Origin of the sequence: Mesorhizobium kowhaii (genome assembly GCF_003253745.1) — a bacterium.
Classification (GTDB): Bacteria; Pseudomonadota; Alphaproteobacteria; order Rhizobiales; family Rhizobiaceae; genus Mesorhizobium; species Mesorhizobium kowhaii.
On the sequence record NZ_MZXV01000056.1, the window covers coordinates 48,253 to 65,636 of the forward strand.

The 17,384-nt window shown below is 63.1% G+C and carries 18 protein-coding genes and 1 pseudogene; 7 read left to right on the forward strand and 12 right to left on the reverse strand.

The features are described 5' to 3' along the window. Positions 1-12: 12 nt before the first annotated feature. The 3 genes from B5V02_RS25750 to B5V02_RS25760 all read left to right on the forward strand — a co-directional run bounded on the left by B5V02_RS25750 (position 13) and on the right by B5V02_RS25760 (position 2,019). A complete protein-coding gene (locus B5V02_RS25750; RefSeq protein WP_111546869.1) occupies positions 13-900 on the forward strand; it encodes a 4-(cytidine 5'-diphospho)-2-C-methyl-D-erythritol kinase in 888 nt (295 codons plus the stop codon). A gap of 1 nt (position 901) precedes the next feature. Further along, positions 902-1,444: a molybdenum cofactor biosynthesis protein B gene (gene moaB, locus B5V02_RS25755; RefSeq protein ID WP_111546870.1), complete on the forward strand. Its 543-nt coding sequence runs from the start codon at positions 902-904 to the stop codon at positions 1,442-1,444. A gap of 149 nt (positions 1,445-1,593) precedes the next feature. Continuing rightward, a complete protein-coding gene (locus B5V02_RS25760) occupies positions 1,594-2,019 on the forward strand; it encodes a GFA family protein (RefSeq protein ID WP_146606153.1) in 426 nt (141 codons plus the stop codon). A 7-nt stretch (positions 2,020-2,026) separates the two neighbouring features. Here B5V02_RS25760 and B5V02_RS25765 read toward each other — a convergent pair. Next, a pseudogene (locus B5V02_RS25765) lies at positions 2,027-3,000 on the reverse strand (hypothetical protein). 145 nt (positions 3,001-3,145) lie between these two features. After that, a complete protein-coding gene (locus tag B5V02_RS25770) occupies positions 3,146-3,670 on the reverse strand; it encodes a glycosyltransferase (protein WP_111547189.1) in 525 nt (174 codons plus the stop codon). A 150-nt stretch (positions 3,671-3,820) separates the two neighbouring features. Between B5V02_RS25770 and B5V02_RS25775 the strand changes: the two genes are divergently transcribed. Together B5V02_RS25775 and B5V02_RS25780 are read left to right on the forward strand one after the other, a co-directional pair. Next, complete coding sequence (locus B5V02_RS25775) at positions 3,821-4,975, forward strand: PA0069 family radical SAM protein (RefSeq protein ID WP_146606157.1); 1,155 nt, start codon at positions 3,821-3,823, stop codon at positions 4,973-4,975. Between the two features lie 151 nt (positions 4,976-5,126). Then, positions 5,127-5,822, forward strand: coding sequence for a ribonuclease HII (locus B5V02_RS25780; RefSeq protein WP_111546873.1), 696 nt, complete (start codon positions 5,127-5,129; stop codon positions 5,820-5,822). A gap of 174 nt (positions 5,823-5,996) precedes the next feature. On the opposite strand, the gene B5V02_RS25785 is transcribed toward B5V02_RS25780, so the two are convergent. From B5V02_RS25785 to B5V02_RS25815, 7 genes are all read right to left on the reverse strand, one after another. Continuing rightward, positions 5,997-6,488 carry a F0F1 ATP synthase subunit B gene (locus B5V02_RS25785; RefSeq protein WP_111546874.1) on the reverse strand — a complete coding sequence of 164 codons (492 nt, stop codon included), beginning with the start codon at positions 6,486-6,488 and terminating at the stop codon, positions 5,997-5,999. 10 nt (positions 6,489-6,498) lie between these two features. Further along, the gene (locus tag B5V02_RS25790) at positions 6,499-7,098 is read right to left on the reverse strand and encodes a F0F1 ATP synthase subunit B (RefSeq protein ID WP_111546875.1); all 600 of its coding nucleotides are present in this window, start codon (positions 7,096-7,098) and stop codon (positions 6,499-6,501) included. Between the two features lie 79 nt (positions 7,099-7,177). Further along, complete coding sequence (locus B5V02_RS25795; protein WP_006206606.1) at positions 7,178-7,402, reverse strand: F0F1 ATP synthase subunit C; 225 nt, start codon at positions 7,400-7,402, stop codon at positions 7,178-7,180. Positions 7,403-7,485: 83 nt separating this feature from the next. Further along, the gene (locus B5V02_RS25800) at positions 7,486-8,244 is read right to left on the reverse strand and encodes a F0F1 ATP synthase subunit A (protein ID WP_111546876.1); all 759 of its coding nucleotides are present in this window, start codon (positions 8,242-8,244) and stop codon (positions 7,486-7,488) included. A 65-nt stretch (positions 8,245-8,309) separates the two neighbouring features. Then, entirely contained in the window at positions 8,310-8,717 is a 408-nt protein-coding gene (locus B5V02_RS25805) for an AtpZ/AtpI family protein (protein WP_111546877.1), read from the reverse strand. A 255-nt stretch (positions 8,718-8,972) separates the two neighbouring features. Further along, on the reverse strand, positions 8,973-10,157 hold the full coding sequence (locus B5V02_RS25810; protein WP_111546878.1) for a cell wall hydrolase: 1,185 nt from the start codon (positions 10,155-10,157) through the stop codon (positions 8,973-8,975). Between the two features lie 149 nt (positions 10,158-10,306). Beyond that, the gene (locus B5V02_RS25815; RefSeq protein WP_111546879.1) at positions 10,307-11,614 is read right to left on the reverse strand and encodes an MFS transporter; all 1,308 of its coding nucleotides are present in this window, start codon (positions 11,612-11,614) and stop codon (positions 10,307-10,309) included. 123 nt (positions 11,615-11,737) lie between these two features. Between B5V02_RS25815 and B5V02_RS25820 the strand changes: the two genes are divergently transcribed. Beyond that, the gene (locus B5V02_RS25820; protein ID WP_111546880.1) at positions 11,738-12,634 is read left to right on the forward strand and encodes a LysR substrate-binding domain-containing protein; all 897 of its coding nucleotides are present in this window, start codon (positions 11,738-11,740) and stop codon (positions 12,632-12,634) included. 53 nt (positions 12,635-12,687) lie between these two features. On the opposite strand, the gene der is transcribed toward B5V02_RS25820, so the two are convergent. Both der and B5V02_RS25830 read right to left on the reverse strand, forming a co-directional pair. Continuing rightward, on the reverse strand, positions 12,688-14,127 hold the full coding sequence (gene der / locus B5V02_RS25825; RefSeq protein WP_111546881.1) for a ribosome biogenesis GTPase Der: 1,440 nt from the start codon (positions 14,125-14,127) through the stop codon (positions 12,688-12,690). Then, the gene (locus B5V02_RS25830) at positions 14,124-14,789 is read right to left on the reverse strand and encodes a tetratricopeptide repeat protein (protein WP_111546882.1); all 666 of its coding nucleotides are present in this window, start codon (positions 14,787-14,789) and stop codon (positions 14,124-14,126) included. Before B5V02_RS25830 ends, der begins: the two co-directional genes overlap by 4 nt. 208 nt (positions 14,790-14,997) lie before the next feature. On the opposite strand from B5V02_RS25830, the gene B5V02_RS25835 reads away from it, so the two are divergent. Then, entirely contained in the window at positions 14,998-16,005 is a 1,008-nt protein-coding gene (locus B5V02_RS25835; RefSeq protein WP_111546883.1) for a polysaccharide deacetylase family protein, read from the forward strand. A gap of 36 nt (positions 16,006-16,041) precedes the next feature. On the opposite strand, the gene sbmA is transcribed toward B5V02_RS25835, so the two are convergent. Next, complete coding sequence (gene sbmA / locus B5V02_RS25840) at positions 16,042-17,301, reverse strand: peptide antibiotic transporter SbmA (RefSeq protein WP_111546884.1); 1,260 nt, start codon at positions 17,299-17,301, stop codon at positions 16,042-16,044. Positions 17,302-17,384 lie beyond the last annotated feature (83 nt).

The window sequence follows — 17,384 nt, forward strand, 5'->3', positions numbered from 1 at the left end:
ACGACTGACGCCGTGGACACCGAGATCGGGTCGCGCACCTGGCATGCGCATGCCAAGATCAATCTGGCGCTGCATGTCACCGGCAGGCGCCCCGACGGTTATCACCTGATCGAAAGCCTGGCGGTGTTCACGCGTTTTGGCGACCGGGTCGAAATCGCGCTCGCCGACAGTGATGATTTTACGGTGTCCGGCCGCTACGGGCCGGCGGTTCCTCTCGACACCAGCAATCTGGTGCTCAAGGCGCGCGATGCGCTGCGAAGAGAGGCTGGGCTGGAGAGGACTCCGCCGGTCGCCATCCGGCTCGAAAAGAACCTGCCGGTTGCCTCCGGCGTCGGCGGCGGCTCGAGCGACGCGGCAGCCGTGCTGCGCGGGCTGGCGGAGACATGGGCCCTGAACATGGACGGCGCTGAATTGGCGTGGATCGGCCTCTCGCTTGGCGCCGATGTGCCGATGTGCCTGGCGGCAAAGCCGCTGGTCGCGCGCGGCATTGGGGACGAGCTGTCGATGGTGCCGGATTTCTCGGCGCTGGGGCTGGTGCTGGTCAATCCCGGAACCGCCGTCTCGACCGCCGATGTGTTTGCAGCGCTTTCCCGTCGCGACAACGAGCCACTGCCGCCGCTGCCGCGCAGCATCGACTTCCACAGCCTGCGTAACTGGCTGGAGATCACCCGCAATGATCTTGAGCCGGCGGCGCTGGCGATGCAGCCCGCCATCGGCAGAGCGCTTTCCTGGCTTAACAAGGCCGGATCGGGATTCTCGCGTATGTCCGGATCCGGCGCGACATGCTTCGGTCTGTTCGAGACCGGCAATGTCGCCAAGCGCGCCGCCGCCGACATCCGCGGCCGCCAGCCCGACTGGTTCGTCGCCGCGACGCGCACCGTGACATCGGAGGCCGACTGAGATGGCCAGGACTGACGAGAGCCGGCCTTTCATCCCGATCCGCATCGCGGTGCTGACGGTGTCGGACACACGTAGCCTTGCCGACGACAAGTCCGGCCAGACGCTGGCCGACCGCATCACTGAAGCCGGTCACATCCTGGCCGCCCGCGATATCGTCATCGATGACCGCGAGAAAATCCGCGACAAGGTGCTCGGCTGGTCAAAGGACGCGGCGATCGATGTCGTGATCACCACTGGCGGCACCGGCTTCACCGGCCGCGACGTGACGCCAGAAGCGCTGGAGCCGATCTTCGAAAAGCGCATGGACGGGTTTTCCGAAGTGTTCCACCGCATCTCCTACGACAAGATCGGCACCTCGACGATCCAGAGCCGGGCGACCGGCGGCGTCGTCAATGCCACCTTCGTCTTCGTGCTGCCGGGCTCGCCCGGCGCCTGCAGGGACGCCTGGGACGGCATCCTGAAGGCGCAGCTCGACTACCGGCACATGCCGTGCAACTTCGTCGAGATCATGCCGCGCCTGGACGAGCATCTGCGGCGCGGGTGAGCCCATCCGCGTAGGGACCCAAGTCGCAGGCAATTCAAGTGCGCGACCTTGGTTTCGCCCAGCGGAGTGCCGCTTGCGCCTTCGAAGCGCCATTCCCAACCGGATGCCGCATGAATATTCTCAGCCACGACTTGGCGGCGGGAAATACGATGAACGCACACTCCGGCGGATGCCATTGCGGCAATGTTCGCCTGACATTCGAGACCGGGCTCGACCCGTCGCAAATCGAAGTTCGCGCCTGCCAATGCTCGTTCTGTGTCAAACATGGTTCGCGCGCCGTTGCCGATCCGGACGGCAGACTGATCATCTCGGTCAAGGACAGAGCGCAATTGCGGACATATCATTTCGGGCTGAGGACGGCCGACTATTTGATCTGCCGGGACTGCGGCGTCTATGTCGCCGCAATCGCCGGAGATGATGATGACGCAAGGGCGATCGTCATCATAAATGCCCTGGACGACCGAGAGCGGTTCGATCGGGAGCCGGTCCCGGTCGACTTCGACGCGGAAGGCAGAGAGCAACGCCAAGCCAGGCGTCGCGCTCGCTGGATGCCTGTCGAGATGAGCTTCGGATAGTTCCCTTTCATCGGATGACCGGCTCGCCATGAAAGCGGCGGCGTGACGGCGGCGATACGCCGAAACCAACTTCCATCATCAGCCGCGGCGTGCGCGCCGGCACGGTGCCCATGTGGAAGCCAAACGGATCCTCGACGAAGCCGAGGCCGGCATCGCCAGTGAGCGTCACCGGGCTCTGCTCGCCATAGACATCCAGAACCTCTTGCGCGGGATGGCCGACCAGCAGGGTGAGCTGATGCTTGAGGCTGCGGCGCTTGTGACTGCCCCGGACATAGACATGCGGGCCGGTGTCGGCGTCGACCGGCTTGAGATAGAAGAAGAATTTCAGCATGCGCCAGTCGTCGAGGTCGAAATGATACTTGCCGAGCGAGGCAAGGTTCTTGTCGGCGTCCGATGCCTCCCCAGTCGGAAAACTCCACCAGACGCGCGTCGTGATCAGCTTTGCCTGGCCGCCGAGATAATGCGCGGCAATATCCAGCAGCAGCGGATCGCGCTGGATGGCGAGTGCCGCCCGGCAATCGAGGATGCGCTCGAAAAAATGCCCGCTGAGCAGCGAGCGGCCAAAGCGCTTCTCGGCCTCGGCATGTTCACCCGGCATGAATTCGAGACGGCGGTCGAAATTGCCGAAGCAAGGGGTGCGCTGGGCGAAACTCGCGATCTCTTCATGGATCGCCGGCGGCAGGACCAGGCCCGAAAACAGCCCATCGGAGCGCAGCGCTTCGACCACGGCCTCACGGTCGACGCCGGCAAACATCGTATCCCCCGCATTGTCGGCCGGACGGCGCGTTTTGCGCCCAGCCAATGCATCCTGCGTCCAGGCATTGTGCGCGCCAGCACGAACATCGGCAGCCAGGCAGGGTTTTCGCGCAGGTCCGTCAGATAGGTCGGAATGCGCACGGCGATGCGCCGCAGCAGGCTGCCGTTGCGCGCAATGGCCTCGAGACTGGCCGTGCCGGATTTGTCGGGGGTTGAAAGGTTCATCGGGTCCTCGGCTATGAGAGCGGCACCGATGCGGCATCGGTGCTCATCACTCGGCATGACCCAAACCCAATTCACCCGCCTGGATGGGAAGCTAACCTCGCGTCAGACATTGTGCAATGCACAATGGAGTGAGCAGCTGCAAAAATCACTTCGGGGAGCGATGCTCTTGCTTTGGCGGCGCCACCCAGATTTCGGCGTCGAGCCGCTTTGCCGCGAGGCCGCGTGCGATGGCCTCGGCGCTGCCGGCACTCTTGGCCGAGGCCGCGGCCTGAAGCTTGCTGATCAGCAATCCATCGGCCAAGGCGCGGTTTCCCGAAAATATCCGGGCCAGGAACGGTGTGCGGCTGCCGCGGGCCCGCGAAAAGCGCGCCGCCATGGTCTGCCTGGCCGTGTGGGCAACGACCGCATCGATCCAGCCTTCCACCAGCCGCGAGCCCGGCTCCAGGAGCAGCAGCCAGTCGCCCTTGGCCTGGCGAATACCGGCAGCGATACCGCCAGTCACATACTGACAGCCGGCATGCTCGGCAACACGATGCGTCTGGTCGGTGGAACCCGTGTCGCAGACGATGACGTCACGCACCACGCCCTCGACCGCGCCGCCAATCAGCGAGGCGAGTGTGCGGGCGAGGCCCTCCTCGTCATTGCGGGTTTCGATGAGAACACTGAGCATCATTAGCCGAATAGCGGAAAGCCGGACGGAGCGCCAGTTTCTGCAACGCACCATAAAAAGTTCTTGCTTTGTTCTCATCGCCGAAATAGGAATAATTTCATGAACAGAGCGATTCGACACAACATGGACAGTCCCTGGGAGCGGGCGAAGATGGAACAGATCGTGCGTGCCGACATTGCAGCTTTCGGAGCAGGAAGAGCCGAGATGGCCAATGCGATGATCGAGCAGAGTGGCGTGCGTGTCCGTCCGGACCGCAATCGCGGCAGGTCGGCGGGCATCAATCCGTCGGGACGGTTCGAGCCGGTCAGCCGGCATGTCTTCGACGATGGCTGGAATTCGCTCGAGGAACTGCCGCCCTTCAAGACCGAGGTGCAGGTCGAGAAGCCGCGCACCATCATCACCCGCAACGAATCGCCAGACATTTCCTTCGACCGGTCGATCAACCCGTATCGCGGTTGCGAACACGGCTGCGTCTATTGCTTCGCCCGGCCGACGCACAGTTTCATGGGCCTGTCGCCGGGTCTCGATTTCGAATCGAAGCTGTTCGCCAAGCCGGATGCAGCGCGACTGCTCGACAAGGAGTTGTCGAAAGACGGCTACCAGCCGCGCACCATCGCCATCGGCACCAACACCGATCCCTACCAGCCGATCGAGAAGCAATATCGGATCATGCGCGAGATCCTCGAAGTGCTGGAAGCGCGCGGCCATCCGGTCGGCATCGTCACCAAGTCCGCTTTGGTGACGCGCGACATCGACATCCTGTCGCGCATGGCCGAGCGCGGGCTGGCCAAGGTGGCGCTGTCGGTGACGACGCTCGACCGCATGCTGGCCAGAACGATGGAGCCCCGCGCCTCGACACCGACCAAGCGGCTGGAGGCAATCCGACAGCTTTCGGATGCCGGCATTCCGGCTTCGGTGATGGTGGCGCCGATCATCCCCGGCCTGACCGACCAGGAGATGGAGCGCATCCTCGATTCGGCACGCGCCGCCGGCGCGCGCGAGGCGGGTTATGTCGTGCTGCGCCTGCCGCTGGAGGTCAGCCCGATCTTCAAGGACTGGCTGCTGCGCCACTATCCCGACCGCTACCGCCACGTGATGTCGCTGATCCGCTCGATGCGCGACGGCAAGGATTACGATTCGGAATGGGGCAAGCGCATGAAGGGTGCTGGTCCCTACGCCTGGCAAATCGGCCGGCGCTTCGAGATCACCGCCAAGCGGCTTGGCCTCAACGTCGAACGGCGCACGCTTCGGACCGATCAGTTCGTTGCCGGCGGAAAGGACCAGGTGCAGCTGACGCTGCTCTGAGAATGCAAATCACTGCGGCGGCTGATCTGTCGCAGCACACGAATCCCGTCCGGCCTGCCCCGGCCTGCAGACGGTGCCCTCCCGGTCCGGCGCCCCACCCGACCCGGAGGGACTTGCGGAGAATCGGAGCCGATGCGAACCTCGCCGCAACATGGCTCGCGCGCGCTCCGATTCTCCGCTTCTCTTTGAGATCATCGAGAAACCCGACTTCTCCTTCGAGACGAAGGCGATGGCCGACGGCCTGTGGCCGGTGGCGGGCATGGACGAGGCCGGTCGTGGTCCCCTGGCCGGACCGGTGGTCGCGGCGGCGGTGGTGCTCGACCCCGCCAACATTCCAGACGGGCTCGACGATTCCAAACGTCTCAGCCATCTGCAACGCGAAGCGCTGTTCGTGCGAATTCTTGGCTCCGCACTAGGGGTTTCAATGGCGTCCATCAGCGCCGAAGGCATCGACGGCAGCAATATCCTCAGGGCTAGCCTGGAAGCGATGCGCCGTGCCGTGCTCGGCCTGTCGGTTCAACCGAAGCTCGCGCTCGCCGACGGGCGCGATGTGCCGCCGGGGCTGCCTTGCGTCGGCCGCGCACTGATCAAGGGCGACCAGCGCTCGCAATCGATCGCCGCCGCCTCGATCGTCGCCAAGGTGATGCGCGACCGCATGATGTGCGGCTGCGGCAACCATCACGATCGCTACGGGTTCGAGGTCCACATGGGCTACGCCACGGCCCGCCATCGCACGGCGATCGAAGCGCATGGCCCGGTGGCGCGACTGCACCGCGTGTCGTTTGCGCCGTTCAGGCTTGGCGGCGCGGAAGTGATGGAAGAAGAGAGCTTGGCCGGCCTGGATTGAGCGGTTTGGCGATACTCTTGGGCGACTGGCGAGAGCAGCGGTGACAGCCAATCTCCCCCCATGAGGAGGGAGATTAGGCGCTCAGCCGGTTTTGCCAATCTCCGGGGCAGTTTCCACAACAAAAAAGCCGCCAGGTTTCCCAAGCGGCTTCGTTCTTTGCTCAGGGCAAGAAACTCAGTTGAGCTTGGACTTCACATCCACCAGCGATGCCTTGAACAGGTCGGCACCCGCCTTGACGTCCATCTTGCCAGCGAGCAGCGCACGCGCAGCCTCGACGGCGATGTCGACGGCGCTGGCGCGGACTTCGCTAATGGCGTCACGCTCGGCCTGACCGATCTTCTGTTCGGCAAGCGCGGTGCGCCTGATAACATAGTCCTCGGTCTTCTTGTGCGCATCCGCGGCAAGCATGTCGGCTTCGCGCTTGGCGGCGGCGACGATGTCGGCGGCCTCCTGCTCGGCTTCCTTGCGCTTGCGCTGATACTGGCCGAGCAATTGCTGGGCCTCCTCGCGCAGCCGGCGCGCTTCGTCCAGCTCATTGCTGATCCTGGCGGCGCGGGCGTCGAGTGCCTTGGCGATCATGCCAGGCACCTTGATGTAGATGGCAACGCCGAGGAAGATGAAGAGGGCTATCGTTGCCCAGAGCGTCGCGAGAGACGTGTAATCCATGATGCGCTCCTCACCGGGCCACGGATTTGACCGCGGCCGCGATCTCGGCCTTGCTGGCCTTGCCACCGACCAGTGCCTCGACGATCGCCGAAGCCGTGTCCTCGGCGATGCTGCCGACTTCCTTCATGGCATTGGCCTTGATGGAAGAAATGCGTGCCTCAGCCTCGCCAAGCTTCTGGTCAAGTGCCGCCTCGACCTTCTTGCGTGCGGTCTCGGCTTCGGCCTTGGCCGCATCGTTGGCCTGCTGGCCGATCGCGTTGGCCTTGGTCTTGGCTTCCGCCAGTTCCTGCTCGTAGGCAGCAACAGCGGCGTCGGCCTCGCCCTTCAACTTGGCTGCCTGGTCGAGGTCCTGCGTGATGCGGTCGTTGCGGACATCGATGATGCCCCCGACGCGCGGCATCACGACCCGCTTCAGGAAGAGGTAGAACAGCCCGAAAGTGATCGCCAGCCACAGAAGCTGCGACGGGAACGTCGCCGGATCGAATGGCGGAAACGTGCCGTGCGCTTCGGCAGGCACGCTGGTGCCGGAATGCGTGTCGCCTTCCGTCGCAGCGTGGCTGGTGTCGGCTGCAGGTGCGGACTCTTGCGCGAAGGCAGATGTCACGAACATGGACTATCCCCGAAATTCAGGCCCGCCGCTCGCGCGGCCGGCCTGTCCAATCTTCCCAACGCTTGGCCAAAACAGGGGCTCAGCCGAACAGGGCCAGAAGCGCGATGAGAAGCGAGAAGATGCCCAGAGCTTCGGTCACGGCGAAGCCGAAGATCAGACGGCCGAACTGGCCATCAGCAGCCGACGGGTTGCGCAGAGCGCCCGCCAGGTAGCTGCCGAAGATGTTGCCGAGGCCAATGCCCGCGCCACCCATGCCCAGGCAAGCGATGCCGGCGCCGATGTACTTTGCTGCTTCTGCGTCCATTTGTTCAACTCCTTTGGATCTAAAATTCCGTTGCAATTCCATCCGGCGCCAATGTTGGAAACTCTTGGGCCGGAAACTCTTGCTCAGTGCCCGGGGTGCAGGGCGTCGTTGAGATACATGCAGGTCAATACCGCAAAGACGTAGGCCTGCAGGAAAGCGACCAGCAGTTCCAGTGCCGTCAGCGCCACTGCCATGGCCAGCGGCAGGACCGAACCCGCCACGCCGACCGCGCCGAGCGCGCTCAGGCTGACGACAAACCCGGAAAACACCTTCAGCGTGATGTGGCCGGCGAGCATGTTGGCGAACAGACGAACCGAGAGGCTGACCGGGCGCGACACGAAGGAGATCACCTCGATCAGCACCACCAGCGGCAGCAGGAACACCGGCACGCCATGCGGCACGAACAGTTTCAGGAAACCGAAACCGTGCTTCATGAAGCCGTAGACAACAACGGTTCCGATCACCAGGGCGGCGAGGCCGAAGGTGACGATGATGTGGCTGGTGATGGTGAAGAAATACGGGAACAGGCCAAGCAGATTGGCGACCAGCACGAACATGAACAGCGAGAACACGAATGGGAAGAACTTCATGCCCTGCGTGCCGGCGGCATCGCGCAACATGTTGCCGACGAATTCATAGGCCATCTCGGAGACCGACTGAAGCCGGCCGGGAACCAGGCTGCGGCTCGAGGTCGTGAGAAACAGAAATGCGGCAGCAACGACCACGGTTGCGACCATGAACAGCGCCGAATTGGTGAAAGACAGGTCGTAGCCGCCGATCTCGATCGGTATCAGCTTGTTGATATGGAACTGGTGGATCGGATCGACCTTGTCAGCTGCCACGTTCAGACCCCGTCAATGCCGCGTACGGCCTCGTTATCATTACCCGACCCGCGCATAAAGCACGGTCATTTCTTGTCGTCTTGGTCACGGCGCGAATTATCGCCCTGTCCGAATTCTGCCACAACGCCCGCAGAACGCATGACATTGAGCACGCCGGCGCCAAAACCAAGCAGCAGAAACACGATCAGCCCCCATGGCGATGTCCCCGCCAGACGGTCGATGATCCAGCCGATGCCGGCGCCGACCACCACCCCGGCGATGAACTCGCTGGAGAGTTTGAGCGCCTGGCCATAACCGGCCATACTGCCCGCTTTCGCGTCGTCTTTCCCCTCGAGCCGGTCCGGCCGCCTTGTCGCAAGCGATGCTTCAAGGTCACGCCGGCGGCGCTCAAGATCGTCGTCGCGGATGTCGGCTTCATGCTGCTTGCCGCGGCCAGTTTCTCCGGTTCCGTCTGGCCTGTTTTTATCGGCCATCGCAACCCCCCTGCCCGGTCAGACCGTCACCGTCCGTCCGCTTCTAAAGTCGCCGGCAACATAGTTAGAGGGTTTGCGCCAGTCAAGCCACGGGCGGAAGTTCATTGCCATGTATTTTAGGCAACAAAATCAATTGGTTATAAAGGTGCGACATCGTGCCCGCCACGATGACGGGGATGCATGGCGCGAATCCCCTCGGCAATGGCTCTTTGATGGACTGCGTGCGGCGGGAAAAGATCAGCAATCGTTCAGCACTCAGCTCCAGCCGCCGCCATAGGTCCGATAGAAGATATGCAGGCCGATCTTGGTCATCTTCTGCATGGTGCGCGCCCAGCCTGGATGGACATATTGGGCGTAGTAATGGGTCGACGAGCCGACCTCGGGGATGAATATCTTGCCGGCAGTGACCGCCATGGCGATATCCTGCGCGGTCTTGTAGGCGGCGGGACTGTCGATACGCTTCTTCCTGCCGTCGCAAGCGAAGGAGAACTGGCAACGGTTGAACCAGCTGTCGTTCTGGTAGACGACGCCGCAGATCGAATTGGGATAGGCCGGGTTGCGGACGCGATTGAGGATGACCTGGGCAACGGCGGCCTGGCCGCGCACGGATTCGCTCCTCGCCTCGAAATAGATGCCTTTGGCCAGGCATGCCTGTTCCGGTTTGGAGAAGACACTGGCGGGCAGCGGGTTCTGGATCCACTCATGGTCGCCCTTGGCCATCGGCGGAATGAAGCGGCCGTCATTGGGCTGCTCATCCTGAAGCAGGGCTTCGAAGGGTGACGCCTTGGCATAGTCGGGCTCGGCCTGCGCATAGGCGGTCGCCAGCACATCGGGATGGTCGTTGTTGACCAGCGCGGCAAGCATGGCCGGCACGCCGGGGTCCGGCTTCTTGTCCTCGCGCGCATGGAATGCCGCGGCGATCTGGATTTCCTTGCCTTTGATCTGCGGCTTGGCGAAAGCCATCTTCAGGTCGCTGTCCATACTGCGCCGCAGCAAGGAGGAGGTGCGCTCGAAGATCGATCCGGCATTGAAGTTCTTGGGCGGCGCGACGGGAGACATCTGGATGATGCGCCCCTTCTTGTCGGCGCGCACGATGCGATCCTCGTCGGGCGTGCCGCTGACCTTGCCGCCCTTGCCACGAAACGACACGCTGCCGACACCGGCCAGATGGACTCCCGATCCGGAGATCGAGCCGGTGACGTCGGAATCGACAAACGGCATCTCCGCCGCATGGGTCGAGCCGGCGACGGATTTCTCGACATAGGAATTCCAGCGGGTGTTCGGCGCTTCGAGGCCGGAGACAAGGCTCGTCATGTCCTGGTAGGCGGCGATGGTCGGAAAGCCGATCCAGATGCCGAGACCGATGACGAGCGGAGGTAGAAAGCCACGTTTTCTCTCACCGGCGGCAGCAATGAGCCGCTTCAACACACGTCGATGCACGGAACTCTCTCCAGGAACGCGACTGACCCCACTGGAGAGCAAAATGATGCATTAACCTTGATGGGACGTTAACGGGTTCGATCGGGTTTTCTCAGTCGGCTCAAGGTCGTGGTTCCGAAGTCGGGCGGTTTTGCGGCCGGCCTGTGAATTCAGGCCGGCGGCAGGAAGATCGGCGAGGCGATCAGCGCGCAGATGGCGGCCGACAGCCAGACGCCGGCCCATGATCCGACAACCAGAAGCCCAGGGATGGCGATCGGCACCAGGAAGAAGGCGACAAAGACAAAGCTGTTGGCGAGACCGAGCGCCGCCCCGGCGTTGCTGACGCCGGCAAGCGTGGCAATCTCGGTGTAGGCAACGCCGTGCCATGCCGAACCACAGATGCCGGCGACGATCAGGACGGCAACAATCGTTGTCGCGAGCACCGGCTGCCAGCCGGGAATGGTGGCCACGACAAACACAAGCAGCGCGAGGGTGGCGAAAGCAGCCGCGCTCAGCCTGCTGAAAAGGCGCAGGAACGAGCGGCGATTGCCGTGACGGTCGGTGAAGCGGCCGCTCCAGACGCGCATGACCATGGCGCCGACCTGCACGGCTGCCAGGCTGGCGCTGATCACTGCCGTTCCCATGCCGCCGAAATCATGCAGGAAGACGGAGGCGAAGGTGAGCACCGCCACTTGCGGGACGCAAAGCAGGCCGATGGCCATTGCGATGCGCCAGACGTCCGGATTGCGCAGCGGCGCCGGACCGGCCGACACTATGCCGTCGCTGGCGGACATCGCGTCTTCGCCGATTGGCGGCTGGCGCAACCAGCGCCACGCGAAAAGCGCCGTGACGGCGGAGAATGCGGCCAGCAGGCCGTAGACCGCCGCAAAGCCATGCGTCGAGGCTAGCGACGGCAGGACAAGAGCGCCGAGCCCGCCGCCGAGTGGCACCGCAGTCTGCCTGATGCTCATGGCGAAGCCACGCTCGCCTTCACGGAACCAGGCCATGATGGCGCGGCCGCTTGAGCCGTTGACGCTGCCGCCGAGCAGACCCGTGACGAGCAACACGGCGGCCAGAAGCACAACCCCGGGACTGTATGCCGGCAACGGCACGACCAGCAATGCCATGAGAAGCAGCCATGCCGCGGTGGCGCCGAGACCGGTGAGCAGCACGCGGCGATCGCCCCAGCGATCGGTGAGCAATCCCCATGGCAGTTCGCTCAGCGCCACACCCAGGCCGAGTAGACCGAGAACCAGCCCGAGCTCGCCATTGCCGAGATGATAGCCAGAGCGCAGGAAGACCGCTGTCGCCGGGATGCCGGAGAAGGTTGCGGAAAAACTGGCATTGGCGGCAACGCCAATGCCCAGCACCTTCCAGCGATGATTGGAGCGGACTGTCGCGGCACCAGCGGCGGCAGCATCCGCCTGCAGCCGAGGCCTGTCCCGGCTGCATTCCAAATCCGTAGCGACGAGCGACATGGCTGAATTTCCCTTGATTGTCCGACGGCATCCGGACCTTGACGGCCTGTGTCTATCGCCATAGTTTCATGCTGAATATCGGGAAGTATTTGACTGTTTGTCCCAAAAACCAGGATTATTGCCATGCGACGCGTGACGTTCGACCTCGACGTTCTCCGCAGTTTCGTCACCGGCATGGAGTTGGGCAGCTTCGCCAAGGCTGCCGACCGGCTTGGCCGGTCGACGTCGGCGGTCAGCGCGCAGTTGAAGAAACTGGAGGAGCAGGCTGCGACGCCGATCTTCCGCAAGTTGGGACGCGGCCTCGCCTTGACCGAAGCCGGCGAGACCATGCTCGGCTATGCGCGCCGTCTGATCGAACTCAACGACGATGCGGCATCCGCGATCCATGACGTCGAGCTGGAAGGCTGGGTACGGCTCGGCCTGCAGGAGGATTTCGGCGAGGCAGTGCTGCCTGACGTGCTCGGCCGCTTCGCTCGCGCCCATCCCAAGGTCAAGATCGAAGCCAGGATCGCGCGCAGCTACGAACTTGCCGAAAGGATCATGTCAGGCAACCTCGACATCGCGCTCGCCTGGCACAGCGGCGAGACGCTGCCTTACAGCGAGCACGTCGCCGACGTGCAGATGCGCTGGATCGGCCCGGCAAAGCGCATCGAGACCAGCCTGCGCCACAGTGAGCCACTGCCGCTGGTGGCGCTTGAAGCGCCATGCCTTTTGCGCACGGTGGCAACCGAAACGCTCGACCGCGCCGGCCTGTCCTGGCGGATGGCCTTTTCCAGCCCGAGCCTTGGCGGCATCTGGGCGGCCGTGGCCGCGGGACTGGGGCTGACGATCCGCACCGACATCGGCCTGCCGGCCAGCGTCAGCGCGATGACACCGGAGATCGCCGGGCTGCCGGCACTGCCCAAAATGGCGTTGTTCCTGCATCGCAAGGACGCCGAACCCGAGCCGGTGGTAGCGCGCCTCGCCGGGATATTGCTGCAGGCGGCACGGCAGGCGCTACCCGAAAAATACGCGAGCTAACGACCACGGTTTGCGCGACGTGGCGTGATCAGCGCCAGAACGGGCGCCGATGCTCAGCTGCGTTTCTTGGCCCTGCCGGCGAACGGGTTGTCCGACGTGCGCAGCGCAATGCGGATCGGCACGCCAGGCATGTCGAAGGCTTCGCGCAAGCTGTTGGAGAGATAGCGGACATAGGATTGCGGCATCGCATCCGGCCGCGAGCACTGGACGACGAAGCCCGGCGGCCGCGTCTTGGCCTGGGTGACATATTTGACCTTCAGCCGGCGGCCGGCGACGGCAGGCGGCGGATGATGCGCCAGGATGCTTTCCAGCCAGCGGTTGAGCTTGCCGGTCGAGACGCGGCTGTTCCACACCTTGTGGGTCCTCAGCACCGCATCCATCAGCTTGTCGAGGCCGCGCCCGGTTTCGGCCGAGACAGGCACCGCCTGGATGCCGCGCACCTGCGGCAGAAGCCGCTCGGTCTTCTCGCGCAGCTCCGCCAGAAGCTCCTGCGGATGGTCGATCAGGTCCCATTTGTTGAAGGCGATCACCGGCGCCCGCCCCTCGCGGACGATCAGGTCGGCGATCTGCAGATCCTGCTTCTCGAAAGGAATGGTGGCGTCGAGCACGATGATGACGATCTCGGCAAAGCGGATGGCGCGCAAGCCATCCTGCACCGACATCACTTCCAGCTTTTCGTGGATCCTCGCCTTGCGGCGCATGCCGGCCGTGTCGAACAGTTTCAGGCGGCGGCCATGCCAGTCCCAGTCGACCGAGATGGAATCACGGGTGATGCCGGCTTCCGGCCCGGTCAACAGCCGCTCCTCGCCGATCAGCGCATTGATCAGCGTCGATTTGCCGGCATTCGGACGGCCGACGACGGCGATGCGCATCGGCTTGGTGTCGTCATACCAATGCACATCTTCCGCATCCGGATCGACGATGTCTTCGCCGATCAGCACCTCGCCGGCGACGACCTCTTCGTCTTCACCGTCTTCTTCTTCACCAAAGGCGCGTGCCTCGCCAAGTGCGCCGATCACCGCGTCGCGCAGGTCTGGCATGCCCTGGCCATGTTCGGCCGACACCGGGATCGGCTCACCGAGGCCGAGCTCCCAGGCCTCCAGCATGCCGCCCTGGGCGCCCTTCGCCTCGGCCTTGTTGGCGACCAGCACGACCGGCTTGCCGGACTTGCGCACGATCTCGGCAAATGTCTTGTCGTCGGGCATCAGGCCGGATTTGGCATCGACCGTGAAGAAGATCAGGTCGGCCTCGCGGATGGCGATCTCGGTCTGCGCGCGCATGCGGCCGGGCAAGGTCGAGGCGGCGGCATCCTCGAACCCGGCGGTGTCAATGACTTCGAAATGCAGGTCGTAAAGCTTGGCGGCATGAACGCGGCGATCGCGGGTGACGCCCGGCGTGTCATCGACAAGCGCCAGCTTCCTTCCCACCAGCCGATTGAAAAGAGTCGATTTGCCGACGTTAGGTCTGCCGATGATGGCGACTTTGAAGGTCACGACGCACTGCCCGACCCGCGGATAAGCTCGGACATCAAGGTTGCCCGCTCACGGGTGTTGCGCGGGGCGCCGTCGTCGGCGGCAATCTGGTCGAACAGCTTCAGCGCATCCTGGGTCTTGCCTTCCTTCCAGGCGGAAAGACCGAGCGCCTCGCGCGCCGTGTGGCGCAGCGTGTTGGTATCGGATGTAAGCGCCTCGACACGGCTGGACACGTCGGCGAAGGAGCCATGGTCGACAAGCAGGAGCGCTGCCCTGAGGCGTGCCATGTCGCGAATGCCTGAAGGAATGGCCGTGTCGGCGGCAACGTTGTCGAAATCCTTGACGGCGGCGTCGACGTCGCCCTTGTTGGCCTTGACGGTCGCGGCCCGCATGCGGGCGAGCAGCGGATAAGCGCCGTAGCCGTCCTTCTCCAACTGATCGAGCGCGGTCAGCGCTTCGTCATTCTTGCCGTCATTGGCAAGTTTCAGCGCCTGCGAGAACGCATCGCCGGAGCGGTTGGCGCGCGTCTCGTCCCAATAGCGATAGCCGACGAAAGCGGCGGTGCCGAGCACCACGAGGATCGCGAGGACAAGCAAGGCGGGACCGAAACGGTCCCACAGCTTCTGCGCCTGTTCGCGACGCATCTCGTCGTTGACTTCACGGATAAAACTGTCGTCGGACATCAATCAAACCATTCCTGCCCTCGCGGGCCGTTGTCAGCCCGCGTTTTAGCGAAATTTTGTCGGCATGGAAGGGGTTCGACCGGAAAATCGCCTATTCCCAGGGCAGACGGCCGAAAAGGCCAATCGCACCCACGCCACATTTGCGCGATAGCCGGCTTCCAGACATTCCCCGAGTCAAGATCAGCCCGAGTTAAGATTCAGAGTGCCGATGTACCGTCCGTTTCGCGTTGTTGCGTTTTCCCTCGCCTCGCTCGCCGTTGCCGGCGGAGCTTTGGCCGATCCACCGGTGCCACCGACGCCGGCAAAGCCCAAACAGGTCGTCATCATCTCGTTCGACAGCGCCCGCGACATTTCGCAGTGGAAGCGCAGCCGCGCGCTGGCGCAGCGCACCGGCGCGCATTTCACCTACTTCCTGTCCTGTGTCTTCCTGCTGTCGACGGAGACACGCAAGGAATACACGGCGCCCGGCAAAACGGCCGGCAAATCCAACATCGGCTTTGCCGCCTCCAAGCAGGAGGTGACCGAGCGGCTCGAACAGATCGGACTTGCCGCCTCCGAAGGTCACGACATCGCCAGCCATGGCTGCGGCCATTTCGACGGCAAGGACTGGAGCAAGGCCGACTGGCTGAAGGAGCTCGGTTCGTTCGAGCATATTCTCGAGAACGCCTATGCGATCAACGGTATCGCGCCCGAACCCAAGGGCTGGCGCGATTTCGCGCGGCATGCGGTGGTCGGTTTCCGCGCGCCGTATCTGTCGACAGGCAAGGCGCTCTACGAGGCGCTGCCGGCGGCCGGCTATCAGTTCGACGCCAGCGGCGTCTCGCAGGGCCCTGCCCGGCCGGCGGCCAACCACGGCATCATGCGCTTTTCACTGCCGCAGATTCCGGAAGGACCGAAATCAAGGCCGGTCATCGCCATGGACTATAATCTCTATGTCAGACATTCCGGCGGTTTCGAGCGACCGAGCAAGGCGGACGAGTTCGCCAACCGGACCTATGATGCCTTTCGCGCCGCTTTCGATGCGCAATATCAGGGCAAACGCATTCCGTTGGAACTCGGCTTCCACTTCGGGCTGATGAATGACGGCGCCTATTGGAACGCGCTGGAGCGCTTTGCCAGCGAAGTCTGCGTCAAGCAGGATGTCGAATGCATCAGCTTCCGCGACTATGTTTCGCGGCAGGATGCTGCCCAGAAGCAAGCTTCGGTTGGCGGCTGAGCCGCCAACCCGGTTCGATTTCCAAACCTCAGCTTTTTAGGCCGGATCCTCGGCGCCTTGCCGTTCGAGATAGCGCTGATCGATAGCCGGCAGCGGCTCGCCTTGCAGCGTCGCCTCGAAGGCGCGCAGGCGTTTGTGGACCGATTGCAGCTCGACGATGGTCGACCAGGAGGTGAGCAGAAACTGCAGCGAACCCGTCACTTTGCCGAAGGCGTTCGATATCTGGTTCAGTGCGCCGAAGGTTATCTTGTGCGCCACCAGCGACGGGCCCAGGATCAGCAGCGAGAAGATGTTGTCAGCCTGCAGATACGTATACCGGACCACGTTGAAATAGATGTAGTGGAAATAGAGCCTGAAATAGTTGTGACGAACGTTCGCGAACAGCTCGGCAGTGGTGGCTGGCTGCGCCCTCTCCGCATGATCCTCGCCGTAGACCAATTCCTTGCGGTAGGCGGCTTCGACACGCTGGTTGCGGAATTGTAGTCCCGGAAGTTTCAGGCCGGCAATCATGACCGAAATCGTCCCGAACAGACACCAGGCAAGCGCTGCGACAACCAATGGCTGGGGAATCGCGCCGATGATCGGCAACTCGGTGATATGGGCCTGCAATTGGATCATGACCGGCAAGAAGGCGATCAGGGTCATGATCGACTGGACGAAGCTTGAGCCGAGATCCTCCATGATCTGCGAGAACCGCATCGTGTCTTCCTGGATACGCTGCGAGGCGCCCTCGATATGGCGTAGCCTGCCCCAGTTTTCGACGAAATAATTGTTCATCGCCGTGCGCCAGCGGAAGATCCAGTGGCTGACGATGAAGGCGTTGACCACCTGCACATTCATGCCGACCAGCGCGAGCCACGAAAAATCGGCCAATCCGATGTAAAATTCTCCGTTGGTCGACTTTCCGGTTCCCGACATCAGTCCCTGCACATAGTCGAAGAAAGGCCCGTACCAGGCGTTGACGGCGACGCTGACCTGCACATTGAAATAGATGAAGAACAGGATGACCGCGGTCATCAGGATCGACCAGCGCTGCCATGGATGCGGCGAATACCAGCTCCAGAACGCGTAGAAGACGAGCACGCAAAAGGCGAAATAGAGATAGAACCAGAGAAACGGCGGCGACAAGAGGATGGCGATGCCGATGATGGGGGGCGCGCCAGCCGCGGCGGGCGGCAGTCCAAAAACCGCACCCAACTGCTCCCCGCCGAAAAACCAGAACAGGATTGCCGCAAGGCTCCAGATGGCTGCCGAAGAGAAAAAAAGCTTCGGCTGCGGGAAGAAGGATACAAACACTGTGGCGAATTCCTCGGTCTATGCGCAAATCAGCGGGGTTCGGCGGGCATAAAGTCACACATTAGTTGGAAAGAAAATGCCCG